18 protein-coding genes are annotated in these 24388 nt (G+C 64.1%); all 18 read right to left on the bottom strand.

Annotated elements, in window-relative coordinates; all coding sequences use genetic code 11:
- Positions 1 to 16 precede the first annotated feature (16 nt).
- The 18 genes from FHR27_RS07900 to FHR27_RS07815 all read right to left on the bottom strand — a co-directional run bounded on the left by FHR27_RS07900 (position 17) and on the right by FHR27_RS07815 (position 24347).
- Positions 17 to 1018, bottom strand: coding sequence for an aldo/keto reductase (locus FHR27_RS07900; protein ID WP_179538244.1), 1002 nt, complete (start codon positions 1016 to 1018; stop codon positions 17 to 19).
- 73 nt (positions 1019 to 1091) lie between these two features.
- Positions 1092 to 2450 (bottom strand): MFS transporter, encoded by a 1359-nt coding sequence (locus FHR27_RS07895; RefSeq protein WP_179538243.1) that lies wholly within the window; start codon positions 2448 to 2450, stop codon positions 1092 to 1094.
- Between the two features lie 113 nt (positions 2451 to 2563).
- Positions 2564 to 3073 carry a flavin reductase family protein gene (locus tag FHR27_RS07890; RefSeq protein WP_179538242.1) on the bottom strand — a complete coding sequence of 170 codons (510 nt, stop codon included), beginning with the start codon at positions 3071 to 3073 and terminating at the stop codon, positions 2564 to 2566.
- A 157-nt stretch (positions 3074 to 3230) separates the two neighbouring features.
- Positions 3231 to 4055 (bottom strand): NADPH-dependent oxidoreductase, encoded by an 825-nt coding sequence (locus tag FHR27_RS07885; protein ID WP_042556445.1) that lies wholly within the window; start codon positions 4053 to 4055, stop codon positions 3231 to 3233.
- A 134-nt stretch (positions 4056 to 4189) separates the two neighbouring features.
- Positions 4190 to 5815, bottom strand: a complete 1626-nt coding sequence (locus FHR27_RS27430) for a dipeptide ABC transporter ATP-binding protein (protein ID WP_179538241.1) — start codon at positions 5813 to 5815, stop codon at positions 4190 to 4192.
- A complete protein-coding gene (locus tag FHR27_RS07875) occupies positions 5812 to 6663 on the bottom strand; it encodes an ABC transporter permease (protein ID WP_179538240.1) in 852 nt (283 codons plus the stop codon). The genes FHR27_RS27430 and FHR27_RS07875 overlap by 4 nt, the downstream gene beginning before the upstream one ends.
- Entirely contained in the window at positions 6660 to 7661 is a 1002-nt protein-coding gene (locus tag FHR27_RS07870) for an ABC transporter permease (protein WP_179538239.1), read from the bottom strand. The genes FHR27_RS07875 and FHR27_RS07870 overlap by 4 nt, the downstream gene beginning before the upstream one ends.
- Positions 7658 to 9256 (bottom strand): ABC transporter substrate-binding protein, encoded by a 1599-nt coding sequence (locus tag FHR27_RS07865; RefSeq protein WP_179538238.1) that lies wholly within the window; start codon positions 9254 to 9256, stop codon positions 7658 to 7660. The genes FHR27_RS07870 and FHR27_RS07865 overlap by 4 nt, the downstream gene beginning before the upstream one ends.
- A gap of 17 nt (positions 9257 to 9273) precedes the next feature.
- Positions 9274 to 10602 carry an LLM class flavin-dependent oxidoreductase gene (locus tag FHR27_RS07860; protein WP_179538237.1) on the bottom strand — a complete coding sequence of 443 codons (1329 nt, stop codon included), beginning with the start codon at positions 10600 to 10602 and terminating at the stop codon, positions 9274 to 9276.
- 49 nt (positions 10603 to 10651) lie between these two features.
- Positions 10652 to 13111: a TonB-dependent receptor plug domain-containing protein gene (locus FHR27_RS07855; protein ID WP_179538236.1), complete on the bottom strand. Its 2460-nt coding sequence runs from the start codon at positions 13109 to 13111 to the stop codon at positions 10652 to 10654.
- A gap of 301 nt (positions 13112 to 13412) precedes the next feature.
- A complete protein-coding gene (locus FHR27_RS07850) occupies positions 13413 to 14381 on the bottom strand; it encodes an ABC transporter substrate-binding protein (protein ID WP_179538235.1) in 969 nt (322 codons plus the stop codon).
- A gap of 14 nt (positions 14382 to 14395) precedes the next feature.
- Positions 14396 to 15232 (bottom strand): class II aldolase/adducin family protein, encoded by an 837-nt coding sequence (locus FHR27_RS07845; RefSeq protein ID WP_179538234.1) that lies wholly within the window; start codon positions 15230 to 15232, stop codon positions 14396 to 14398.
- 459 nt (positions 15233 to 15691) lie between these two features.
- Entirely contained in the window at positions 15692 to 17050 is a 1359-nt protein-coding gene (locus FHR27_RS07840; protein ID WP_179538233.1) for an LLM class flavin-dependent oxidoreductase, read from the bottom strand.
- Between the two features lie 81 nt (positions 17051 to 17131).
- Positions 17132 to 18328, bottom strand: coding sequence for an alpha-hydroxy acid oxidase (locus tag FHR27_RS07835; RefSeq protein ID WP_179538232.1), 1197 nt, complete (start codon positions 18326 to 18328; stop codon positions 17132 to 17134).
- A 15-nt stretch (positions 18329 to 18343) separates the two neighbouring features.
- Positions 18344 to 19450 carry an LLM class flavin-dependent oxidoreductase gene (locus tag FHR27_RS07830; protein ID WP_042556455.1) on the bottom strand — a complete coding sequence of 369 codons (1107 nt, stop codon included), beginning with the start codon at positions 19448 to 19450 and terminating at the stop codon, positions 18344 to 18346.
- Positions 19451 to 19581: 131 nt separating this feature from the next.
- Positions 19582 to 20916 (bottom strand): LLM class flavin-dependent oxidoreductase, encoded by a 1335-nt coding sequence (locus FHR27_RS07825; protein ID WP_218878461.1) that lies wholly within the window; start codon positions 20914 to 20916, stop codon positions 19582 to 19584.
- Positions 20916 to 21776, bottom strand: a complete 861-nt coding sequence (locus tag FHR27_RS07820; RefSeq protein ID WP_179538231.1) for a TauD/TfdA dioxygenase family protein — start codon at positions 21774 to 21776, stop codon at positions 20916 to 20918. Before FHR27_RS07820 ends, FHR27_RS07825 begins: the two co-directional genes overlap by 1 nt.
- A gap of 18 nt (positions 21777 to 21794) precedes the next feature.
- A complete protein-coding gene (locus FHR27_RS07815; RefSeq protein WP_179538230.1) occupies positions 21795 to 24347 on the bottom strand; it encodes a TonB-dependent receptor plug domain-containing protein in 2553 nt (850 codons plus the stop codon).
- Positions 24348 to 24388 lie beyond the last annotated feature (41 nt).

Raw genomic sequence — 24388 nt, 5'->3', positions numbered from 1 at the left:
ACTCCTGTGAGGGTGATCAGTGGCGCCCGCTGACGAAGTGGGCGGGGTCGTTGAATCCGTGTGTCGAGGCGTGGCCGGGAGCGACCAGGCCGTCGATGAATGCCTCGTCCTCGCCGTCCAGGCGCAGCTCCAGGGCGCCGATATAGCTCTGCCACTGCTGCAGCGTCCGCGGTCCGACGATGGCGGCGCTGACCTGAGGGTTGGCCAGCACCCAGGCGATGGCGAAGCTGATCGGGTCGCTACCGCGGCGCTGTGCGTGGGTGCTGACCTGCTGCGCCAGGGCCAGTGATTCCGGGCGCCATTCTGTCTCCAGAATCCGTTTGTCCTGCCGTGCCGCCCGCGACCCTGCATCCGGTTCGCTGCCGGGCTGGTACTTGCCGCTCAGTACGCCACGCGCCAGCGGGCTGTAAGGCACCACGCCGAGGCCGTAGTGGCGCGCCGCGGTGAACTGCTCGGTTTCCGCCTGACGGTTGACGATGTTGTACAGCGGCTGACTGGCCACGGGATCGTCGACGCCTTGGCGGCGAGCGATGTTCACCGCCTCGGCCAGCCGCCAGCCACGGAAGTTGGAGACGCCCCAGTAGCGGATCTTGCCCTGGCGGATCAGGTCGCCGATGGCGGAAATGGTTTCCTCCAGCGGCGTATCGTGATCTTCGCGGTGCAGGTAGTAGAGGTCTAGGTAATCGGTGCCCAGGCGCTGCAGGCTGCCCTCGAGGGCATCGAAGACGGATTTGCGGCTCAGCCCCTGATTGGCTGGATGGGACCACGAGCGCGGGCTGCCGACCTTGCTGGCCAGCACCCAGTTGGCTCGGTCGGCGGCGATCGCGCGGCCGGTGATTTGCTCGGAAATGCCGCCGTTGTACACGTCCGCGGTGTCGATGAAGTTGACCCCCAGATCCCGCGCCTGATCGATGATGCGCCGCGATTCGGTTTCGTCGGTGGCGCCGCCGAACATCATGGTGCCCAGTGATAGTGGCGATACCTTGAGGCCGGATTTGCCCAGTGAACGGTAATCCATCGGTGATTTCCTCCAATTGGCTTTGCTGCTGGTCAGTGTTCCGACCGCAGCGTTACTGAAACGGCTCGGTGAATCAGCCCCGTGATACTTCCAGTCCCGATTCCCTGTGCAGTTTGCGGAACACAGCGGTGGACGCCAGGCAGAACAGGCTGACCAGCACGACGGTCAGGCCGATATCGTCGACGTCAGGGACCGCGTGGTTGCGAGCACGCTGGATAAGCCCGAGCAGCAGGGCCGCGATGCACACCGCCATGCTCATGCCCAGTTGCACGGACATTGCGGACAGGGTGCTGGCTTTACTAGCGTGACAACTGCTGACATCAGCGTAGGTCAGCGCACCCATGGTGCTCATCTGCAGGGAGCGGGACAGGCCGCCCATGAACAGCATGACGATCACCAGCAGCGCGGGCGTGTCGGCCCGCAGCAACGCACAGATGGCCACAGAAAGGCCACCGATGACGGCGTTCCACAGCAGAATGCGCCGAAAGCCGAAGCGCCTCACCATGCGTACCGAGATGAATTTGATCAGCAACGCACCAGCGCCAGCGGCGAAGGTCAGCAGGCCTGCCTGCAGGGCGCTGAGGCCGAAGCCGACCTGAAACAGCAGCACCAGCAGAAACGGCAGTGAAGCGCTGCCCAGGCGGAACAGCGTGCCGCCCCACAGGACGATCGCGAAGGTAGGAATGCGCAGCAGCGAGAAATCCAGTAGCGGTGCCGCCGAACGCCGGGCATGGCGAATGTAGGGCAGGCCGAACAGCAGGCCATTGCCCAGCAGCGCACACGACCAGAACCACGCCAGTGAGCGGCCGTGGCCGAGGGATTCGAAAGCCAGTACCAGGCTGGCCAGCGCCAGGCTGCTGAGCAGAAAGCCGGCGAGATCGAGGGGCTGGCGTCGGTGCCCGGGGTAGTCCGGAATGTGCCGCAGGATCAGGACGATTCCCAGCAGGCCGATGGGCAGGTTGATCAGAAAAATCCAGTGCCACGACAGCGTCGTCACCAGCAGGCCGCCCAGCGGCGGCCCGACCATCGGCCCCAGCAAGGCCGGCATGGTGAGGAAGGCCATGGCGCGCATCAGGTTGGCCTTGCTGGTCCAGCGCAGCAGGATGATCTGCCCGACCGGTACCATCATCGCGCCCGCAGTGCCCTGGCAGAAACGTGCCAGGGAAAGCTGCAGCAACGAAGTGGACAGCGCACAGGCCAGCGAGCTGGCGATGAACAGCCCGATGGCGGCAATGAACAGGCGCCGTGGGCCGTAGCGCTCTGCCAGCCAGCCGCTGATCGGGATGAACATCGCCACGGCGAGCAGGTACAGGGACACGATCAGGTTCATGTGCACGCTGGACTCGCCGAAATCCTCGGCGATCTTCGCCAGCGCCGTGAGCACGGCGGTGGAGTCGAGCAGCTCCATGAACAGGGCGCAGCCGATGATCATCGGCACCTTGCGATCGAATGCCGCCTCAGGCTCCCGGGTGTCGAGCCCGTCGCCCTGCGCCGGGTGCGGCAGCTCGACATCGGGGGACGCCCGGCGCTCGGAAACCGCGCCGCTCAGGAGAAGCGGCCGTAGCGGCCCGAAGCGTAGAGCAGCGGCTGCTGATCGTCGTGCCAGCAGTCCAGCACTTCGGCAATCGCTACCAGATGGGTACCGACATGGTGGAAGTCGGTAATCCGGCAGTCGAAACCCGCGGTGCTGGCCAGCAGCGCCGGATTGCCGCTGTCCAGGCGCCGCCAGGCATGCTTGCCGAAACGCTGCTCGGGCGGCAGGCGGCCGGCGAAATCATTGGCGGCTTCTTCGGCATCGGCATTCAGCACGTTGACGCAAAAGCGTTTCTGGCGGATCAGGTGCGGATAGAGGCTGGCGCCGCTGTTCACCGCGATCAGCACGGTGGGTGGGTCGGCGGTCACCGAGCTGAACGCGGTCGCGGTGAGCCCGTAATCGGCATCGTCGCCAGCGCAGGTGATGATGTTCACCGAAGCGGCGGTGTTGCGCATGGCTTGCTTGAAATCGGTAGCATCGACGGTGTCGATGAGGGGTTTTTCCAGAACGAGTACGGTCATGGGGGACTCACGTTTTTTGGCTGTCAGGTCTCAAATTTCGAATAGGGCAAAGGGCGTCACAAGGCGAAAGCAGGCGTTCGCCGCTCCACTGTGGGAGCGCGCCATGCGCGCGAAAAATCGCGGGCATGGCCCGCTCCCACAGATAGGGCAGTCTCGACTAACGCAGCGCCAGGCCCTGTTCGTTCAACGTATGGCTGATCCGCTCGCGGCCATGCAGCGACTCCACGCCCTTGAGGCGATTGATCACCTGCTCGCTCCAGCCTGGCGTGTTCTGCCCCTGGGCATGGCTGAAGGCAGCAGCGGTTCCTTCGTAGGCCGCGACCCGTTCGGCCTCGCCGTCGACGCCGTAGGTCTCGCGGTGCAGCGTCACGGCCTGGGGCAGCCGGGGCTTGATCGCCGCCGGCTGCTGCGGATCGGCATAGCCGACGCACAGCCCGAACACCGGGAACACCAGAGGCGGCAGGTGCAGTTCGTCGATCACTGCCTGCAGGTCATTGCGCAGCGCGCCGATGTAGACGGTACCCAGGCCCAGAGATTCGGCGGCGACCACGGCGTTTTGCGCTGCCAGGGCAGCATCGATGCTGCCGACCAGCAGGCTGTCCAGATAGGCTGGCGCCTGCAGTTGCACGTCGCGCTGCTCGGCGATGCGCTGTGCTCGCGAGAAATCCGCCAGCCAGATCAGGAACAGAGGCGCCTTGCGGATATGCGCCTGATCGTTGGCCAGCGCGGCCAGACGCTCCTTGCGCGCAGGGTCTTCTACTGCCAGCAGGCTCCAGGCCTGCAGGTTGGAGGAGGTGGAGGCCGACTGCGCGGCGGCCAGCAGGGTTTCCAGGGTACCGGCCGGCAGCGGCTGTTCGAGATAGGCACGTACGCTGCGATGCGCGAGCAGGTGCTCGATCACCGGGTTGGCCCGCCAGTCGGCAGCATCGATGCTGCCACCGTAACGTTGTTGCCAGAGTGCTGATGCAGTGCTTTCAGGCATTTCCCATCTCCTGTATTCAAGCGCGGATGGCGTACCTTAGGGGCCTGCCGTGCGCTTGTGAAATACCTGCTGATGCTAAGTTAATAATCAAAATAACGAATATTGTTTTCTTGGTAATATGCTCTTTTAGGATGTTATATGGCGACCTGAAAATGCAGGCTGTCCAGATAGCGTTGCCCGGGTACGTCGCTGAGCAGGCGCTGCGTATAGGCGTTGGCAGGCGCGCGAAACAGCTGCTCGGCTGGGCCCTGTTCGACGATCCGGCCTGCCTGCATCACCACCACCTGATCGGAAATCTGCCTCACCACTGCCAGATCATGGGAGATGAACAGGTAGCTAAGGCCCAGCTCCCCCTGGAGTTCGGCCAGCAGGTCGAGAATCTGCTTCTGCACCGAGGCATCCAGGGCGGAAAGTGGCTCGTCGAGAATCAGCAGTTGCGGCTCCAGGGCCAGTGCCCGGGCTATCGCCACCCGCTGACGCTGGCCGCCGGAGAGGTGCGCGGGGCGGCTGCCCAGCAGCGTGACCGGCAGGCCGACGCGCTGCAGCAGTGTCGCTGCCCGTTGCCGCTGCTCGGTACGGTCGCCAATCGCGAAGGCGCGCAGTGGCTCACAGATGATCTGCTCCAGCGTGAAGCGCGGGTCCAGCGAGGCGTAGGGGTTCTGATAGACCACCTGCACGCGACGGCGGTAATCACGCAAGTGGGCTGCGTCGCGGGTCAGCACATCCTGGCCGTCGAACAGCACGGTACCGGCAGTCGCCTGTTCCAGGCGCAGGATCATGCGTGCAGTGGTCGACTTGCCCGAACCGGACTCACCGACGAGGCTCAGCGTGGTGCCTCGCTGGATGTCGAATGACACCTGCGAGACAGCCGGCGGCAGATCATCGCGCCAGCTGGTGAATTGCTTGCTCAGCCCCCGTACGCTGAGCAGCGGCGTCTCGCTCGCGGAAACCTGGCGCCTGTCTGGTAGCGCCTGGGTGAAACTGGGGGCGGCATCGAGCAGCCGACGCGTGTAGGGATGGCGAGGGCGCAGGAAGATATCCTGAGTGCTGCCACTCTCGACGATCCGCCCCTGCTGCATGACGATCACCCGCTCGGCACGGTCCATGGCCACGCCCAGATCGTGGGTGATCAACAACACGGCGATCTTCTGTTCGCGGGCCAGGTTCTGCAGGTGATCGAGCACCTGGCGCTGCACCGAAACGTCCAATGCGCTGGTCGGCTCGTCGGCGATGATCAGCGACGGGTGATTGGCCATGGCGATGGCGATCAGCACACGCTGGCGCATGCCGCCGGACAACTCGTGAGGGTAGCGCCGAGCCAGCCGCTCGACATCGCGCAAACCGACCTGGGCGAGCACTTCCATGCTGCGTGCTTGCGCCGCTTTACGAGGTACGCGATGCACGGTAAGGGCTTCGATGACCTGCTGGCCGATGCGCTTCACCGGATCCAGGGACAACGCCGGATCCTGAGGCACGAAGCCGATACGGGTGCCGCGTAGCTGCCGCCAATGACGGTCGTCGAGCTGCTCCAGGGCCTGGCCATCGAACTCGATGGTGCCGGCGCCGATGCGTGCATTGTCCGCCAGCAGGCCGATCAGCGCCGAGGCGGTGGTGGATTTGCCCGAGCCGGATTCGCCGACGATGGCGACGAACTCGCCGCGGCCGATCTGCAGGTCGATGTCCCGGGTGGCGGGCTGCGCGCCTGTCAAGCCCAGGTAGTCGATCGACAACCCGCTGACCTTCAACAGTGGGCGGCTCATCGCTGTTCTCCCCAGGTTTTCTGCATGGCGCGGGCGAGCTGGTTGGCGGCCAGCACCACGGCGGCTACCACCAACCCTGGCAGGGTGGTGTACCACCAGGCGGCGACGATGAAGTTGCGCCCCTCGGCGATCAGCAGGCCCCATTCCGGTTGCGGTGGCGGTGCGCCGAAACCGAGAAAGCTCAGTGCCGATACCGCCAGTACCGCGCCACCGAACTCCAGAGCCGCCAGTGCCAGCACCGGCCCCGCTGCGTGCGGCAGGATATGCCGGCCAATGATGCTCCAATGCCCGACGCCGCTGGCGATGGCGGCTTCGACGAAGGTGCTGGCGCGCCAGCGCAGCACTTCACCGCGGGTCATCCGCGTGAAGGTCGCTACCGACGACAGGCCCACGGCCAGGGCGATATTGAGGGTGCCGAAACCCAGTACGGTGATCACCGCCATGGCCAGCAGCAGTGAAGGGATGGCCATCAACACCTCGATCAGGCGCATCAGCAGGGCGTCCACACGGCCGGAGAAATAGCCCGAAATCAGGCCCAGGGCGCCGCCTGTCAGTAGCGCAATCAGTACTGCCAGGGTGGTGGCGCGCAACGACAGACCGGCGCCATGCACGGTGCGCGCATACAGGTCGCGGCCCAGGTGATCGGTGCCGAACCAGTGCTCCCCGGAAGGCGCTTGCAGGGCCTTGGCCGGCACCGCGAGCAATGGGTCGATGCGGGTGAACAGGCTGGGGAACAATGCCCAGCCGAGCACCAGCGCCAGAACCAGCAGGCTGGCCAGCAGCACGGGGCGCAGGCGCCACGGCCACAAGGTAAGGCTCGTCCGGGCCACGGGTGACAAGCTGCTCATGGCGTCTTCCTCAGGTTGATACGGGGGTCGAGCAGGGGGTAGAGCAGGTCCACCAGCAGGTTGACGAGGATGTAGATCAGCGCCGCCAGCAGCACCACGCCCTGCACCATGGGGATGTCTTGGCTGGCCACGGCGCCCTGGGCGAGGCGGCCGATGCCATCTCGGGAGAACACCGTCTCGGTGACCACCGCACCGGCCAGCAGGTTGCCGATGATGCCGCCAGCCAGGGTCAGCAGCGGAATCGAGGCGTTGTGCAGCACATGGCCGAACAGTACGCGGCGGCGGCTGACACCCTTGCTGCGCAAGGCGCTGACGAAGGGCTGGCGAATCACCCCGGCGATGGACCGTGACAGCACCTGGGCGATCACCGCCGCGGTGGGTATCGCCAGGGTCAAGGCTGGCAGCACCAGCGATGCGAGGCCCTGGTTGCCCATGGCTGGAAACAGATGGAGGCGGAACGAAAGCCCCTGCAACAACAGCAGGCCGACCCAGAAGGTGGGCAGGGAAACCGCCACCGATGGCAGTGCCAGCAGGGTCTCCTGGCCGCGCGGATTACGCACCAGGCTGGCCAGTAGCGCCAGGCCAACCCCAGCGGGAATCGCCAGCAGCAACGCCGCAGCAGTGAGCGCGGCCGTTCCGGGCAGCGCCTGCCAGAGCGTCAGGGTGACGGCCTTGCCGCTCTGGATCGAGGTGCCCAGGTCCAGTTGCAGGGCCTGCCACAAGGCGATGGCGTACTGCACTGGCAGAGGCTCGTCGAGGTGGTAGCGGGCCTTGAGGGCATCGATCTGCGCCTGATCCGCCGCGCTCATCTCCCCGCTCTGACTGAGCATGATGGTCACCGGGTCGCTCGGCAGCGCGTAGAGGATCACGAACGACAGCGTGAAGGCTGCCCACAGCACGAACAGCGCCTGGCCCAGGCGGGCGAGCAGCCCGTAGGCCTGAGCGAGGACGCGCCGTCGAGTGGCGGCAGACAGGTTCCAGAAAGTGCTCGCGATCATCGTGGTTCCAGCCAGGTATCGAAGAATTGCAGGCGGGTGGAGGCCTCGTAATGCAGGCCGTGAACCTGGTTGCCGAATGCCGTCACCGTGGCCGATTCGTACAGCGGCAGGATGTGGCCCTGCTCGACGAGCAACTGACTGGCGCGCTGGATCAGCTGGCGGCGCTGCCCCGCATCGAGCACCGAGGCCGACGCCTGCAGCACTTCGTCGACCTCCGAAAACGGACGCTTGTTGACGTTGCGCCCGGAGGCGAAGAACACCGTGCGCAGTACGTCGGGGTCGGCACGGGTGAGGTTGAAGAACCACAGGTCGTAGTCGCCTTCGCTTTGCAGCGCGCTGGTCTGACTGATGGTGGTCTTGTTCAGGCGCAGCTCGATACCGGCCTGGCGCAGTTGCTGCTGGATCAGTTCCAGCACCGGCGTCGAGGCCTGCCAGTAATCGACCCGGAACGACAGCCGCTGGCCATCCCGTGCTCGGATACCATCGGCGCCGAGTTGCCAGCCGGCCTCGTCGAGCAGCCGTGCGGCGCCTTGCGCGTCGTGCTGCAGCGCCCCGGACAGGTCGTGATACAGCGGCGTGCTGCTGGCCAGAGCCGAAGTCGCGGGCTTCTGATAGCGGGAGATGATGCCCTGCAGTTCGCTGCGGTCGATGGCCTTGTTGAGGGCCTGGCGAACGGCGGTTTCCTTGAGCAGTTCGCGGGATTCGTTCGGCGCCAGGTTGAAGACGATGCCCGGGTTGGGACGAGCGATGAACGGGATGCCCTGCGCCTCGAGAATGCCTTCGTCCTGCACCGCCACGCCGGTATTCACGTCGATCTGCCGTGACAGCAGGCTGCCCAGGCGCACCCCCGATTCCGGAATGATCACGAACTCGATGCCATCGAGCCAGGCACGACCCTGATGGCCTGCCAGGGATGATGGCCAGGCGTAATCGGCGCGGTGTGAAAGCTTCACGCTCTGGTTATGGGTAAAGCTGTCCAGTACGAAAGGGCCCGAGCCGACCAGAGCACCCTGGCAGCGTTCCTCGCTGGAGCGTTGCAGCGTGCTGGTGGCGAACAGGCCCAGACTCATGGTCGAGGTGGCCTGCAGGAACTGGGCGTTGGGCTGCTTGAAACTGACCACCAGGGTCAACGGCTCGGGTACTTCGATGCTTTCCAGCCCGGACAGATAGGTACCGCCGAGGGTGGCCAGGGCGCCGAGGCCGATGATCGCCTCGAAGTTGGCCTTGACCGCGGCGGCGTCGAGCGGTGTGCCGTCACTGAAGGTCACCCCCTCGCGCAGGTGGAAGGTGAACCGCCGCGAGTCTTCGCTGATTTCCCAGCGCTCGGCCAGCCAGGGCACGATCTCGCTGGATTGCGGATCCTGATCGGTGAGCGAGTCGGTCAGTTGCCGACCCACATTGAGCGCCGTGTTGTTGCCGGCCTGGTGCGGGTCGATGCACAGCGGGTCACCGTCGAAGGCGACCCTGAGTATCCCGCCGTGTGCCGGTGCCTTGGCCGACGAGGGGGTGTCGCTCGGCGGCGCCGGGTCGCCGCAGCCAGCCAGGCCGATGGCCAATGCCAGGGTCGTCGTCCATAAGAGAGGGCGGCGTGTCATGGAGGTCTCCAGTCAGATCAGCGGTGGCGGTTCTGCCGATAGGGCAAGCCGAGGTTTTCGCGCAGGGTGGTGCCGGCGTATCCACGCTGGAACAGGCCGCGGCGCTGCAGCTCGGGCACGACCCCGTCGACGAAATCGTCGATGCCGGCGTGCAGGCCGGAGAACATCACGTTGAAACCGTCGGCGGCGCCACTGTCGAACCAGTGCTGCAGGTCGTCGGCGATGCTCTGCGGGGTGCCGATCAGTACGCGGTGGCCGCCTGCGGTGAGTTTGTTGAACAGTTGCCGAACCGTCGGCCGTTCGCGGCGGATCAGGTCGTAGATCAGCTTCTGCCGGCTGGGGTGGCTGTCGGTGCTGAACTGCTCGGGCGGTAGGGGCACTACCTCATCGAAGGGCAGTTCGGAGAGGTCGTAATCCAGGCTGGCGAAACGCGAGATGCGACTCAGGAAGGATTTCGGGTCGAGCAACTCCTGCAGGCGCTCGTACTTGGCTTCGGCCTCGGCCAGCGTCTTGCCGACCACCGGCGAAATGCCTGGCAGCACGATGAGTTGCTCGGCCGAGCGACCGAACTCGGTTGCCGCCTGATCCTTGATGGTGCGGTAGAACGCCAGGCTTTCCTCGACCGTCTGCTGCGCCGTGAAGATCAGTTCGCCAACCCGAGCACCGAGGCGGATGCCAGCCTCCGAGGAGCCCGCCTGGGCGATCACCGGGTGACCCTGGATCGGCCTGGCCACGTTGAGCGGCCCCTTGACCTGGAAGTGCTTGCCCTGATGGTCGAGCACATGCAGTTTGTCGAGATCCAGCCAGGTGCCGGATGCCTTGTCCTGCACGAAGGCACCATCCCCCCAGCTGTCCCACAGGCCGCTGATCACGTCGAAGAACTCTTCGGCGCGCTCGTGACGATCACTGTGCTGGCTGTGCTCGGCGCGATTGAAGTTCTCGCCACCGCCCAGCGATGTCACCAGGTTCCAGCCCGCTCGACCCTTGCTGATGTGATCCAGCGACGCGTATTTGCGTGCCAGGTTGTAGGGCTCGTTGTAGGTGGTGCTGCCGGTGGTGATCAGGCCGATATGCCGGGTGACCAGGGCCAGTGCCGGGGCCAGGATCAACGGATCCCAGCGCACGCTGTTGGCGCCTTTCTCCAGGCCCGGATCGAGGTCGACCTTGACGCCGTCGTTGAAGAACAGCGCGTGAAAGCGCCCGGCTTCCAGCTTCTCGGCGATGTAGCGGTAATGGTCGAAGTCCAGAAAGGTGTCTTTCGGCGCTTCCGGCAGGCGCCAGGCCGAACCGGTCAACACCCCGGGTACGAAGGCCCCGAGAATAATCTTCTTGTCTGCTGTGCTCATGGCGTTTTCCACGGGTTGGCCTGCGGCGCTGCCGGAGGCGTTCGAAGGGTCAGAAGTTGTAGGCGACGCGGGTGTACCAGTAGGCGCCGTTGTCATCGAAGGGCGCGTTGGCGTAGGGCGGGAAGCCGTTGGTGTTGCCGCTTGGGTACTTGTGCTCGTCCGGTTTTACGTCGAACAGGTTGCTGGCGCCCAGCACGACATTGAGGTTGTCGCTGAGGTCGTAACCGAACTCCACATCGGTGATCCACTTGGCGCCGTAGGTCTGGTCGAACTGCGGGCCGCCGGTATCGCGCTCGGTCACCTTGTCGTGACGGGTGAGGGTCAGCGCGGCGCTGAAGTCGCCGATCCGCCAGTCGCTGCCGAGGATCAGTTTGCTGCGTGGGTAGGAGTCGGTCAGGTAGCCCTGAGAAACGTGATCGACCAGCGGCTGGTTGACGCCGATGGCCGCCAGCACGCCCGGTGTGGAGGCCAGCTTGTCGATCTCGGTCTTGTTGTAGTTGTAGCCCAGGCTCCATTTGACCTGGCCGTAGCGGCCGAAGTCGGAACGGTAATCGGCGACCAGATCCAGCCCCGTGGTGGTGGTGTCGGCGGCATTGGTGAAGTACTGCACGCGGTAGCCCGGTGCATAGCCGAGGTTCGCCAGCAGGGCGTTCACCGCGCTGCCGGAGAAATAGGTACTGCCGCTGATGCGATCCTTGACCTCCACCTGATAGACGTCGAGCGTCACGTTGGCGGCCTGAACCGGTTTCCAGGTGAAGCCGACACTGATGTTGGTGGACTTCTCCGGCTTCAGGTCGGTAGCGCCCAGGGCGCGCGCCAGTTCGCTGTCGACGGCAGCCGTCTTGGTTTGCGCGTAGACCGCCTGGCCGCCGACGCTGGTGTAGGCGTTCTGGCTGCGTGCAAACGAGGTCTGCGACAGCGACGGGGCGCGGAAGCCATTATTGATGGTGCCGCGCAGGGCGAAGTCAGGGGTGAATTCGTAGCGCAGCGAGAGCTTGCCGCTGGTGGTGTCGCCCGCGGCGTCATCGTATTCCTCGTAGCGCCCGGCCAGACCGACGTAAAGCTTCTCGGTCGGGTAGAAACCGACATCCACATAGCCGGCGTAGTTGCTGCGCTGCACGTCCGCTTCGTCTTCCGGGAGCAGGGTGATCGCACCCTGGGCACCGATCGAGCCGGTGCTTGGGTTGAGCGGATTGCCCACCGGGTACTGATAGGTACCCGCCGCGTATGAGGCTGGGTCACCGGAAATGGTCTTGAAGCCATCCTCGCGGTATTCCGCACCCCAGGAAAATTGCAGGGGCTTGCTCAGGCCGACCTCGAAGGCGCGAGAGAAGTCGAGGTTGGTGGTCCACTGTTCGGACTCCGAGGTGTAGGTCCAGAAGCTCGTCGGGCTGGACGGGCCGAGGGATGCATTGAGGCTCTCGCGCGAGCCGTGGTCGATCTCGTTGCGTCCGTAGGTGGTGCTCAGGTCCCAGTCCCAACCGGCGGCCAGCCCCTTCACGCCACCCGCGACCTGCCAGTCGGTTTCCTCGAAGGTCACGAATGGGGCGGTGCCGTCGGGGTAGATGGACTCGATGATGTTGGTCGAGTTGGGCCGCCTGAAATTCTGGCCGACCCTTGAGTCGCGTTCGGTATAGGTGGAGAAGGAGTACAGCGACACCTCGTCGTTGACCGGCAGCTCCAGGTTGTAGGAGCCGTTGAAGCCCTTGACCTTGGGCTTGCCGTTCTTCGAGACCTTGCGGCTGACGGTGGCTTCGCGTGGGTCCGGCTGGCCATTGACCGGGTGGTAGAAGGCGCCGGTGGCGTCCAGCGACTTGACTGCCGTTTGCTCCGAGCGCCCGTCGATGGCCAGGTTGATGAAGCCGTCGTTGGGCAGGGCGAAGCCCTTGTTGGCAGCCAGCTTGAGGTTCTCGCCATCGCCCTCGAAGTACTCGCCCCAGTAGGCACTGGCAGAGCCGCCGTGGTCGGTCTCCTTGAGGATGATGTTGATCACCCCGGCAACCGCGTCCGATCCGTATTGCGCCGCAGCGCCATCGCGCAGCACTTCGACGTGGTGAATGGCGCTGACCGGAATCAGCTCCAGATCCACCGAGGTCGCGCCGTTGGACTCCAGGCCGCCCAGGTGTACCGATGAACTGGTGTGGCGGCGCTTGCCGTTGACCAGCACCAGCACGTCGGCCGCACCCAGGCCGCGCAGCTTGGCGGGACGGTGCACGGAGTCGTTGGAATTGCTGCGTACCGAGCGCACCTGATATGACGGCAAGGCTTTCTGCAGGGCGGTCTTCAGGTTGGTTTCGCCGGTCTTTTCCAGCTGCGTGCTGTCGATCACGTCGATCGGCGATGGGCTGGTGGTCACCGTGCGTGCTTCGCTGCCGCGTGATCCGGTGACGATCACGGTGTCCAGCTTGTCGTCGGTCTGTGCGGCGACGGCAGCGATCGGGCTGATCAGATAGCCGGCCAGCAGGGCAGGCGCCAATGACAGCACAGGGTAATTCAATGTGGATTTCATCCATTTGCCCCTCATTCTCGATAATTGTTCAGGCATCTGGGAGCCCGGTATTCGTGCTTTCCGCTGCACGGCGTGTTTCGTCCTGATGGAGACAATCCCGGGTTTGCCCTGAGGGTCTTGCCTGATAGTTCTGGTGCACGTGCTGGCGCACTGTTAGTTGCTGTTTGCAGGCAGCAGGGCGCCGTCGCGGCAACGTTGACGCGTTGCCGTTCAATGAATGGGCAGTTGTGTCTGATGGGGGGCTCGGTATCGTTAGAACAGGTGCTCTTTCATGCTGTTGAGTGGGGTTCGTTATTCATGTTCAGCCGCTCAATAGTTCGCTGAACTGTTTGTCCCACAGTGGGCGGACATCGACTTTCTGACGTATCAGGCCGCTCTCGTAGAACACATCGGCAACTTGCTGCTGGGCCTCTATGGCGGCATCTTCCACGGGCCTTATTCGCGCCGGCTGGCTGCGTTGTTCGAATTGCTGCAAATAGAGCTCCCGGGGAATGCCGGTGAGCGTTTCACTGCGCAATGCCCACTGTTCGGGGTGGTTCTCGATCCAGTCCCAGGCGGCTTTTTCACGCAGCAGAAAATCACCGATGGCTGCCCGTTTACCGGGTTTGGCCAAGGCGGTTCGGGTCGTGGAGATCAGGTAGTTGCCCGAGTAATAGCCCTCGGCGCTTTGCAGCAATACGCCGTCGAGGTTGGCCTCGGCATGAATCGCGCTGATGCCACCGGTCACCAGTGCATCGATATGGCCGTTCTGGAAGGCACTCAGGCCGTCCTGGGCCGGTAGCGGGATGGCCTGTACGTCGGACAGCGCCAGGCCGTTCTGGCGCAGCATGTTGAGTACCAGATAGTGCGTGTTGGTGGCACGCACGTAGCTGATACGTTTGCCACGCAGGTCACTGACCTGGCTGATGCCGCTGTTCTTCTTCACCACGATGCCGGTCTTGTTGTTGTCGCCGCTGTAGCTGGCGATCAGGGCCAGCGGAGCCTTGGCGATGCTGGCGAAGATCGGCGGGATTTCGCTCATGAAGGCGTAGTCGAGGCTGTTGCTGGTCAGTGCTTCGAGCACCAGGTTGCCACCGGCGATATCGACCCATTCCAGAGGGTAGGGCGCTTGTGCCTGGCCAGCATCGTCGAGGAAATAGGCGATGGTGCCCTTGTAGCGCCAGACCCGCAGCGGCTGGCTGTCATCGGCTGCAGCCCAGCCGGGTAGCAGCCCGCCGGCAGCCAGAATGGCGCCATTGCGCAGCAGGGAGCGACGGTTGATGGTAGGCATGTGCTGGCTCCCGCTCAGTCCAGAAGGTCTGGTTGCTGGCGGATGATGCGATCCCATAGCGGCAGGAAGTTCACCCAGGCGAAGAACTCACGGCGTGCCTTGGGGGCACGGTCGGCAGGGTCGATTTCTGGCACCACCGGCTGCCCGGCAGCATAGGCCAGCAGGTGTGCCCGGGCGCTGTCATCGGCCTGGATGAAGCGCCACGCGGCGCTCTCGACGGTTTCGCCTGTGGTCCACAGGCCATGGTTCTGCCACACCAGCAGGTTATTCGCGGCAAAGTGCTCGACGAATGACCGGGTGACGATCTGGCGATCCTGCTCCAGCGCTCCATCGGCACTGCGCAGAGCATTGCGTGCGAAGATCACCTGATCATCGATGAACGCCGAAGACTCGGCGGTGATCGGCTCGAACAGGCGTCCGAACGATGACCAGACGCGACCATGAAAGCCATGCAGGTGGGCGATGCCGACCACCTCGGGGCGTGCCCGCTGCAGCTCGTAGTGCAGATCCAGCGCGCTGGTGTTGAGCAGGCCGTCGCCTTCGACCACCTGGCCTGCGCCATCGACCCGCAGCAGGTCGGAAACACGAATCTGCGAGAACGGTACGCCCAGTGGGTTGATCCAGTAATGGTCGGTTTCGATCGGGTCGCGGGCCGTGAAATGCCCGGCCACTCCCACTTCGAAACCCAGCTCGGCGAACAGCCGGTACGAGGCCGCGAGGCGCTGTTTGCGGTGCAGGCGCTCGGCGTGTGGATCGGACAGCCTGGGCACTTCGGTGGACAGCAGGCGGTTATTGTCGTGGGGCAGTGAGCGGATGCTGTGAACGGGCGGGAATATCTCGCGACGGGTCATTTCGGTGGGTCTCAGGCTCGATCAGGTTATGCGGGCGTTGATCATTCAACGTCTCGCCGTATATCGAACGCAGAGCAATAACGGGAAGCGGAGCGTACAACGTTACTATCCGACTTCGTCGTCACGTCATGCGTGTCGATAGCCTCCACCGGGTGAGGGGTCGGAATGGTTAAAATCTACGGAAATTAAACAGGCTTGATAAATACTGTTTTGGTCTAAACATATTATTCTTTTAATTAATTACCATTATGGATAGTTATGTTTATTTTGAATTTTATATGTGCACTGGTCCTGGTTCAGAAATAGCGCCAGGAATTAATTCGCGCGCACGGTAATAGCCTCGAAGAGCGCCATCGAGTTGCAGGTGATCGAATCGCAGTGTGGGGCTGCGCGAGGCCGATGAAGGCCTTGTCGACACGCCCACAGCAGCGCCTGGAGCGTGTCGACCAAGGCGTGCTGTCAGGCCGGTACGGCCTGCGCTCGCGGCGCCTGCTGGATGCTGGCGTCCTTGGCGGTATGGCGGTTGCCGGGTACCGGTAGTCCGAGATGACCACGCAGCGTGCGCGCCGTGTAATCGGCACGGAACAGACCGCGCTCACGCAGGATAGGCAGTACTTCGTCGGTGAAACGGGCGAATTCGCTGGGGGCGCCAACATGGATGTTGAAACCGTCCACGGCGCCTTCGCGGAACCAGCGCTCTATTTCGTTGGCCACCGTGAGCGGCGAACCGACGAAGCTGGAGTAGGGCTGGCCGAAGCGCAGCGCGGTCTGGCGCAGCGTCAGGTGCTGTTCACGGGCCACCCGCTTGATGCGTTCGGCGTGGCCGCGATAGCCATTGCTGCCCAGGTCGCCGAGATCGGGGAAGGGCGCGTCCAGCTCGTATTGGCTGAAATCGTGGTAGTTGAACGGGCGGCCCAGTTGCACCAGGGCCTTGTGCAGGTCCAGCTCGCCCTTGCGCTCACGCTCGATGGCCTGGGCCTGCTCATCGGTGTCGGCGATGATCGGCTCGATACCCGGGAACAGCAGCACATGATCGGGGTTGCGTCCGGCTTCGGCGGTACGCCGCTTGATGTCCGCATAGTACTCGCGGGCATCCTCGAAGTTGTCCACGCCAGCAAAGATGCCTTCGGCGATGGCGGCAGCCAGGCCGCGGCCGGATTCGGACACGCCCGCCTGGAAGATCACCGGCTGCCCCTGAGGGGAGCGGGAGATGTTCAGTGGGCCGGTAACCGAAAAGAACTCGCCTTGATGATCCAGGCGGTGCTGTTTGGCCGGGTCGAGAAAGCGCCTGCTGGCCTTGTCGCGTGGGAAGGCATCGTCTTCGTATGAGTCCCACAAACCCTGTACTACCGCAACGTGCTCGTGGGCACGCCGGTAACGCTCGCCGTGGTCGATATGCTGCTCGCGGCCAAAGTTGCCCGCCGCACCCTCCAGGCCGGTGGTCACCACGTTCCAGCCGGCGCGGCCATGGCTGATCTGGTCCAGCGAGGCGAACTGGCGCGCAACGTTGAAGGGTTCGGTGTAGGAGGTGGTCAGCGTGGCCACCAGGCCGATCCGCTCGGTGGCGCCGGCCAGGGCGGAGAGCAGCGTCAGCGGCTCCAGGCGATTGAGAAAGTGCGGTGCCGATTCCGGCGTGATGTAGGGGCTGTCGACGATGAACACGAAATCGAACCTGGCCGCCTCGGCAGCGCGTGCCTGCTGCTTGTACCAGTCGATGTCGATGCTGGCGTTGCCGGGAATTTCCGGGTTCAGCCATTCCTGCTGGCTGGTGCCAACGCCCGTGAGAATGGCGCCGAAATGCAGTTGTCGTTGAGTCATGCTGTTATCCCCTGGTCATGCCAGTCGCGAGTGAGGGTTGCCACGGTGCATAGCGCTGGCGCAGTCGCTCAGCGCTGCGCTTCATGCGTCGAAGAACGGCTTGTGCAGCAAAGGCGTGGTGCGGATGTCGGCAACCGTGGCAGCGCCGGAAAGTTGCATGACGATGCGCAGTTCCTGCTCGAGCTGTTCGAGCACCCACTGCACCCCTTGCGAGCCATTGAGGGCCAGGCCGTAGAGCACGGGACGACCGACTGCGACCAGATCAGCGCCGGCGGCGATGGCCTTGAACACATCGAGGCCGCGCCGGATGCCGCTGTCGAAGATGAGCGGGACGCGACCCTTTACCTCGGCGGCCACTCGCTGCAATGAGTCGAACGCTGCCGGGGAACCGTCCAGCTGGCGGCCGCCGTGGTTGGAAACCTGGATGGCATCGACACCGTGTTGCAGCAGCGCTCGCGCATCCAGCGCAGTGGTCACGCCCTTGACGATCAACGGCAGACCACCACTGTGCTCGCGCACGAAATCCAGGCTGTCCAGGCCAATACTGCTGTCGAACGCGAACTCGATCTTACGAGGTCGATTACTGGTATCTAGAAAGTTGCCGGGGGTTGGCATGCGCAGGTTATTGCGCCGGTCCTGCTCGCGGTTACCGCCGACCGTCACGTCTGCAGTCAGGACGATGGCTTTGTAACCCGCCGCGTGCGCGCGTTGCAGCAGTTCGCGGTTGAAGCCGCTGTCGCGCGTCAGGTAGCACTGGAACCACTTGTCACCGTTGCTGGCCGAGGCAACTTGCTCGAGGTTCTGGGTCGAGACGGTGCTGACACCCAGCAGTGTTCCATAAGCAGCGGCGCCTTTTGCCGTGCCGGATTCTGCCGATGGGTGCGCCAGACCGTGCGCTGCCATCGCGGACACTACGACAGGTGCACGTAGTGGGCTGCCGAGGATTTTCGTCTCCAGGCTCTTGACCGTCTTGCCGGTCAGGATGCGCTGGTCGAGGAAGGCTCGGGAGAATGCCGTGCGGTTCTCCCGCAAGGTCTGCTCGTCACCGGCGCCCCGTGCGATGTAATCGAAGGCCGGGCGAGGAATGACCTCTGATGCGAGCGCTTCCAGCTCCAAAAGGTTGTAGGTTTTCGGCGCTTGCCGGGGAGTCGATGAGTCTTTCACGCGGCGTGGGCTTTCTTTGAGTGGCGAGTGCTCGGAGCCCAGTGCCGACTGTGCCGCCAACAGGGCGGCACCTCCAGTGAGCATCCCCAGGGTGTCGCGTCTGCTTGGCGGCATCGTGGTGATTCCTGCTCAGGCGTTCTGGACTTTCTTCGCACTGCCTTGCTGCTCGACCAGGGCGCGAATGCGTGGCAGCAGATCCTGGCCGTATTCCGCCGCATCGCGCAGTTGCTCGAAGCCACGGAACAGAAAGGTGGTGATGCCAGCGTTGTAGTAGTCCAGCGCCGCATCGGCGACCTGATCCGGTGTGCCCACCAGCGAGGTGGAGTTGCCGGCACCGCCGCTCAGGGCGGCGATCTCGGTCCACAGGCGCTTGTCGTGCACCTTGCGTTGGCTCGCCAGCTCGACCAGCCGTGAAGAGCCCGAATTGCTGGTACCGAAGTTCTTGTCGCGACGTTTGCCTTGGCGCAGATGAATCAGTTCACGGGCATCGGCCAGGATGCGCTCGGCGCGGGCCCAGGCTTCATCTTCGGTGGCACCGAGGATCGGCCGTAGCGACAGGCTGAAGCGGATATGCTTTTCGCGGCCGTATTTGGCCGCGGCCTTGCGCACCTTGGCGATGCGCTCACGGACCTGTTCCAGTGGCTCGCCCCACATCATGTACACGTCGGCGTGCTTGGCGGCGACTTCCACCGCAGCGTCGGATGCGCCGGAAAAGTAGACCGGGACGTGAGGCTTCTGAACCGGCTTGACCAGCGTCAGATTGTCTTCGATACGGTAGTGCTCGCCCTGATGATCGAAGGGCTCGGTGCTCGTCCAGACCTTGCGCAAGATATCCAGATACTCCTCGGTGCGCGCATAGCGGGCGTCCTTGTCGAGGAAGTCACCATCGCGCTGCAGGTCACCGCTGTCGCCACCGGTGATCACGTTGATCGAGGCACGGCCACGGCTGAGGTGGTCGAGGGTGGCGAACTGCCGGGCGGCGAAGGTTGGCGCCTGGAAGCCCGGACGGTGCGCGACCAGCAGGCCGAGCTTGTCGGTCACGGCGGCGACATAGCTGGCCAGAATCATCGAATCCGCCGCGCTGGTGTTGACCGCCAGCAGTGCCTTGTCGAAGCCACCGTACTCCTGAGCCTGGGCGAATGCCTTGATGAACTCGATGTCGACGGCGGGGCCACGGGCCGCTTGCGATTCACTGCCTTCCTGCGGGCCAATCAGGCCGATAAATTCGAGACTCATTGCGGGGAACTCCTGTCTGTTCGGTGGGTGCCGCGTTGATTGGCGCGGCCTCTGGATGCACGTCAAGGCAATGGACGGATACTAGGAAAGGCCTTTTGAATATGCAAAGAACGTATAAAAATATGCTTATGTTATTTTCTAAATCTATTAACCGGGGTGCGCAATCCGAGGTGCTCGCGCAGGGTGCTGCCCTGGTAGTCGGTACGGAAGATTCCACGCCGCTGCAGCTCGGGCACCACCTGATCGAGAAAGCGCTCGGCGCCGCCTGGCATGTAGGGCGGCATCACCACGAATCCGTCCGCAGCCTCCAGTTCGAACCACTGCTGGATCTGCTCGGCGACCGTCTGCGGTGAACCGATGAACTTGGCGAACGCCAGGCTCGATGCGTACCAGCGGCCCAACTGTTCGAGTGTCCAGCCGGCTTCGATGGCATTGCCGATCACCACGTCGAAGCGCCCCTTGCTGCCGCGGATGTGCTCGCGGATATCCGGCACCAGCGCCTTGGGGTCATGCCTGGCCAGGTCGTAGTTCATGCTCGCCGACATGAATGCCAGGCCGGCGATGGGCAGGATCTGCTCGTCCAGTTCGGCGGCCAGGGCGTGGGCCTGTTCATCGCTGTCGGCGATGATCGGATAGAGGCCGGGCAGCACCTTGACGTCATCGGGCTGGCGGCCGGCGGCGACCACCTGCTCCTTGAATTCGCGGTAGAACGCTCTGGCCTTTTCCAGCGTCGACTGCACCGGGAAGACCACCTCGGCGTTGCGCGCCGCCAGCGACTGAAAGGCCGGCGACACGCCGGCCTGGATCAGCACCGGGTGCCCCTGGGGCGGGCGCGGCAGATTGAGCGGGCCGCGTACCTTGAACCAGTCGCCCTGGTGGTTGGCGTAATGCAGCTTGCTGGCATCGGCATAGCGGCCACTGGCCTTGTCGACCAGCAGCGCATCGTTTTCCCAGGTATCCCAGAGGGTGCGCACCACATCGAGAAACTCGCTGGCCTTGGTGTAGCGCTCGGCGTGGCCGAGATGCTCATCCAGACCGAAGTTGCGGGCCTCGCCATCGTTCACCGAGGTCACCGCATTCCAGGCCGCGCGGCCGCCGCTGAAATGATCCAGCGTGGCGAACTGACGGGCGACATGGAACGGCTGGTGATAGCTGGTGGAAATGGTCGCACCGAGGCCGATGTGCGATGTCAGCACGCTGAGCGCCGAGAGCAGCGCCAGGGGCTCGGGCGAACCGCTCGGTCGCCAGGTCACGGCGGCATCGAAGGAGCCGCCATGGATGTCGTCCAGGGCCAGCTTGTCGGCCACGAACAGCATGTCCAGTTTGGCGGCTTCGGCCTGTTGGGCCAGGCGCTGGTAATAGCGGATGTCCAACGCATTGCCGACTTCCGCTTCGGGCAGGCGCCAGCCCGCAAGGTGGCTGCCGGCATGGCTGACGAACAGCGCCAGGTGCAGTTGCCGGGCCATCAACCGGCTACCTGCGCGCGCATGCGGTGGGGGATGTCGTCGTCGGCGATCAGCACCCGTTCCATCACCCGGTCGAAGTCGCCGTAGTTGTAGACCGGGTAATGCAGCAGCGCGCGGTTGTCCCAGAACGCCACGGTGCCTGGCGTCCATTTGAAGCGCACCTGATATTCCGGATTGCCGACTTCTCTGAGTAGCTCGGCGACCAGTGCGCGACTTTCCTCGACGGACCAGCCGATCACCTGTGGCGACATCGAGAAGTTGATGAACAGTGCGTCCTCGCCGGTTTGCGGATGGGTGCGCACCAGCGGATGGGCGAGGATCGGGTAGCTGTAGCCGACCCTGTCCAGCGACGATTTGAAATTGTGGGTGACGTAGAGGTTGTCGATACGCGCTTTCAGTTCATCCGAAAGGCCGCGGTAGACCAGGCCGGCATCTGCCCACACGGTGTCGCCACCCAGCTCCGGCAGCGCTACCGCACGCAGCACCGCGCCCCAGGTTGGCTTGAGCATCCAGCTGGTATCGGTGTGCCAGCGACCCTTGCGTGCATCGCCGTAAGCCTCCTTGGCCTGGCTGGCGAGAATCAGGTGGGCCTGGGGTTTGTTGCGGTCTTCCTGGCTGGTGGTGGGGTGCACGTACAGCTCGCCGAACTGGCTGGCGAAAGCGATCTGCTGTTCGCTGCTGATGTGCTGGTCGCGGAAGAAAATCACCTTGTGGCGCAGCAGCAGCCCGTGAATCTCGTCACGCTGTCGCGCACTGAGTGGCTTGCTCAGGTCGATGCCGCTTATCTCGGCGCCCACGGTGGGCTCCAGTGGCGTGACCACGAGGGTTTCGGTGAGCGCGACGACGTTCTCTGCGGGCATGGGGCTGTCCTCTTGTCGTTACCAGTCGTAGGAAAGGCGCGCGTAATAGAACGCGCCGTTTAGCCCGTAGGGGCTGAAGCTGCCGTATTCATCAGGGTTGTTGATTTCGCTCGGGTTCGCTGCGCCCAGCCCGGTGACGCTGGGGTTGGCGGCCTGCTTGTCCGGGCGTATGCCGAACAGGTTGTTGGCGCCGATGGAGGCGGAGAGGTTGTCGTTGACCAGGTAGGTCAGGTCGAGGTCGGTGATCCAGCGGGCGCCGAACTCGCGGTCGGCTGCTGCACTGATGCCCGCTTCGGTGTACGTGCCGTAGCGGGTCAGTTGCACATCGGTGATGAAGTCGCCAATGCGCCAATTGCTGCCGAAAACCAGTTTGTCGCGTGGCGTTCCGCGGGTCAGATCGGTCTGTGCCTGGTGGCCGAAGATCACGTAGTCGCTGCCGAGCAGATTGCTGACCGTGCCGTTCTGCTTGATGTCGCGAATGGTCGTGTGGTTGTAGCTGTACAGCGCCGACCAGCGCACCTGGCCGAAGCGCCCGTAATCGCTGTTCAGTTCGCTGACCAGATCGACGCCGTCGGTGCGAGTGTCGACGCCGTTCATGTTGTATTGCGCCGAGTACAGGTCGTTGATGCCGAGCGAGGCGAGGGTGTCGCGGATCACCGTGGAAGAGCCGCTGTCGCGGATGATCTCGCTCTTGACGATGCGGTCCTTGATCTCGATGCGGTAGGCGTCGAGCGTGATGCGCGCGTTGCGCGTCGGTTCCCAGGAGATGCCCACGCTGAAATTGGTCGATTTTTCCGGTTCCAGATCCTGGCCGCCCAATGCCTGGGCCGCGGTGCTGCCAGGCGGCAGGTAGCGCGCCAGCAGCAACTGATAGCTGCCGTCCGGCAGCCGCACGGCGGTGTTCTGGGTGACGGAAAAGGTCTGCTGAGCCAGCGAGGGCGCGCGAAAACCGGTGTTGAAGGTACCGCGCAAGGCCAATCCCGGGGCCAGCTCGTAACGGGTCGAGAGCTTGCCGCTGGCGGTGTTGCCGGAACTGTCGTCGTAGTGCTCGAAGCGCACGGCGGCGCTGGTGTACCAGCGCTCGGTCAGGTTGCTGCCGGCGTCGAGGTAGACGGCGTAGCTGTCACGGTCCAGCGAGCCGGCATCGGCCACCGACGTGCCGGTGAACGACTGCAGGCCGGCGCTGGGCCGTTGCCCGGCACGCGGGTGGCCAACCGGGTAGACATAGCCGCCGTCGCGGTACGAGTCGGGTTCGCCTTCGGTCTGCAGGTACTTTTCCCAGCGATGCTCGATACCGGCCGACAGTTGCAGCGGTTTCGGCAGGCCGATTTCGAAAGGCCGGGTGATATCGAGGTTGCTGGTCCATTGTTCGAACTCCAGCGCGCCCAGGTAGAACGAGGTCTTGCTTGCCGGCCCCAGGGAGGCATTCAGCGTGTTCTGTGCCCCCAGGCGTACGTCGTCCTTGCCGTAGGTGGTGCTCAGGTCATAGGCCCAGCCGGCCAGGTCGCCCTTGCCGCCAAATGCCACCTGGAAGTCGCGCTCGTCGATCAGGCGCTGGGCATGAAATCCATCCGGGTAGATCTCGGGTATCGACGCCAGGCTGGTGGCGCGGAAGCTGCCACGGGTGTCGACGATTTCCCGGTCGCTGTAGGTGGCGAACGAGTACAGCGTCAGATCGTCGCGCAGCGGCAGTTCGGCGTTGTAGGAGAGGTTGTAGACCTTGTCGCGGTTGGACCGGCCATATCCCTTTTCCAGCAGCCGATCCACCGAGCCCTCGCGGGGGTCAGGCTGTGCGCCGGGTGTGCCGAACGGCACCGACTGACCGCCTTGCACCGGGTAGTACCAGGCGCCCTGGGCATCGCCGGCCGCATAGGAGGGGCCCTGCAGGCGGATATCCAGCGAACTGTTGAAGAAGCCGCCGTTGTCGCCAAGCGCGAAGCCGCCATTGAGTCCGGTCTGGGTCAGGTCGCCGGGTTTGTCTTCCTGCTGGCCGCTGGTCACGCTGGCGCTGCCGCCATTGTCCTGACTCTTGAGGATGATGTTCAGTACTCCGGCGATGGCGTCCGAGCCGTACTGCGCCGAGGCGCCGTCGCGCAGCAGTTCGATGCGCTCGATGGCCGAGGTGGGGACCAGGTCGAGATCCACCGGCACGCTGCCGCTGGCGATACGCGCGAAGTTGTTGTAGACCGCCGTGTTGTGGCGACGCTTGCCGTTGACCAGTACCAGCAGGTGATCGCCACTCAAGCCACGGATCGACACCGGGCGTACCGAGGAAGAGGTGCCGCCACCGGCCTGGGCGGGCGCGCTGAATGACGGCACGATGCGACCCAGGGCCTCACGCAGGCTGGCCTTGCCGGTCTTGCGAATCTGCTCGCCGCTGATGATGTCGATCGGCGAGGGGCTGTCGGCCACGGTCAGGGTATTGCTGCGGTTGCCGGTGGATATCACCGAAACCGTACCGAGGGCCGTGTCCTTTTCCGCGGCCCAGGTCGCCCCCGGTAACGCCAGGCAGAGCAGCGACAGGGCATAAGGCAGGCGTTTTTCGGGACGAACGAATCCTGGCGCGTGCATGGGCCGCATCCTTTTTAGAGAGAAAGAGTCGTGTTGTAGGG

The organism is Pseudomonas flavescens (assembly GCF_013408425.1).
Taxonomy (GTDB): domain Bacteria; phylum Pseudomonadota; class Gammaproteobacteria; order Pseudomonadales; family Pseudomonadaceae; genus Aquipseudomonas; species Aquipseudomonas fulva_A.
This window is presented reverse-complemented; position numbering and strand designations above follow the sequence as displayed.

Coding starts and splice junctions, on each gene's coding strand:
- FHR27_RS07900 (WP_179538244.1), bottom strand. CDS start 1,018: ATGGATTACCGTTCACTGGGCAAATCCGGCCTCAAGGTATCGCCACTA.
- FHR27_RS07895 (WP_179538243.1), bottom strand. CDS start 2,450: ATGATCATCGGCTGCGCCCTGTTCATGGAGCTGCTCGACTCCACCGCC.
- FHR27_RS07890 (WP_179538242.1), bottom strand. CDS start 3,073: ATGACCGTACTCGTTCTGGAAAAACCCCTCATCGACACCGTCGATGCT.
- FHR27_RS07885 (WP_042556445.1), bottom strand. CDS start 4,055: ATGCCTGAAAGCACTGCATCAGCACTCTGGCAACAACGTTACGGTGGC.
- FHR27_RS27430 (WP_179538241.1), bottom strand. CDS start 5,815: ATGAGCCGCCCACTGTTGAAGGTCAGCGGGTTGTCGATCGACTACCTG.
- FHR27_RS07875 (WP_179538240.1), bottom strand. CDS start 6,663: ATGAGCAGCTTGTCACCCGTGGCCCGGACGAGCCTTACCTTGTGGCCG.
- FHR27_RS07870 (WP_179538239.1), bottom strand. CDS start 7,661: ATGATCGCGAGCACTTTCTGGAACCTGTCTGCCGCCACTCGACGGCGC.
- FHR27_RS07865 (WP_179538238.1), bottom strand. CDS start 9,256: ATGACACGCCGCCCTCTCTTATGGACGACGACCCTGGCATTGGCCATC.
- FHR27_RS07860 (WP_179538237.1), bottom strand. CDS start 10,602: ATGAGCACAGCAGACAAGAAGATTATTCTCGGGGCCTTCGTACCCGGG.
- FHR27_RS07855 (WP_179538236.1), bottom strand. CDS start 13,111: ATGAAATCCACATTGAATTACCCTGTGCTGTCATTGGCGCCTGCCCTG.
- FHR27_RS07850 (WP_179538235.1), bottom strand. CDS start 14,381: ATGCCTACCATCAACCGTCGCTCCCTGCTGCGCAATGGCGCCATTCTG.
- FHR27_RS07845 (WP_179538234.1), bottom strand. CDS start 15,232: ATGACCCGTCGCGAGATATTCCCGCCCGTTCACAGCATCCGCTCACTG.
- FHR27_RS07840 (WP_179538233.1), bottom strand. CDS start 17,050: ATGACTCAACGACAACTGCATTTCGGCGCCATTCTCACGGGCGTTGGC.
- FHR27_RS07835 (WP_179538232.1), bottom strand. CDS start 18,328: ATGCCGCCAAGCAGACGCGACACCCTGGGGATGCTCACTGGAGGTGCC.
- FHR27_RS07830 (WP_042556455.1), bottom strand. CDS start 19,450: ATGAGTCTCGAATTTATCGGCCTGATTGGCCCGCAGGAAGGCAGTGAA.
- FHR27_RS07825 (WP_218878461.1), bottom strand. CDS start 20,916: ATGGCCCGGCAACTGCACCTGGCGCTGTTCGTCAGCCATGCCGGCAGC.
- FHR27_RS07820 (WP_179538231.1), bottom strand. CDS start 21,776: ATGCCCGCAGAGAACGTCGTCGCGCTCACCGAAACCCTCGTGGTCACG.
- FHR27_RS07815 (WP_179538230.1), bottom strand. CDS start 24,347: ATGCACGCGCCAGGATTCGTTCGTCCCGAAAAACGCCTGCCTTATGCC.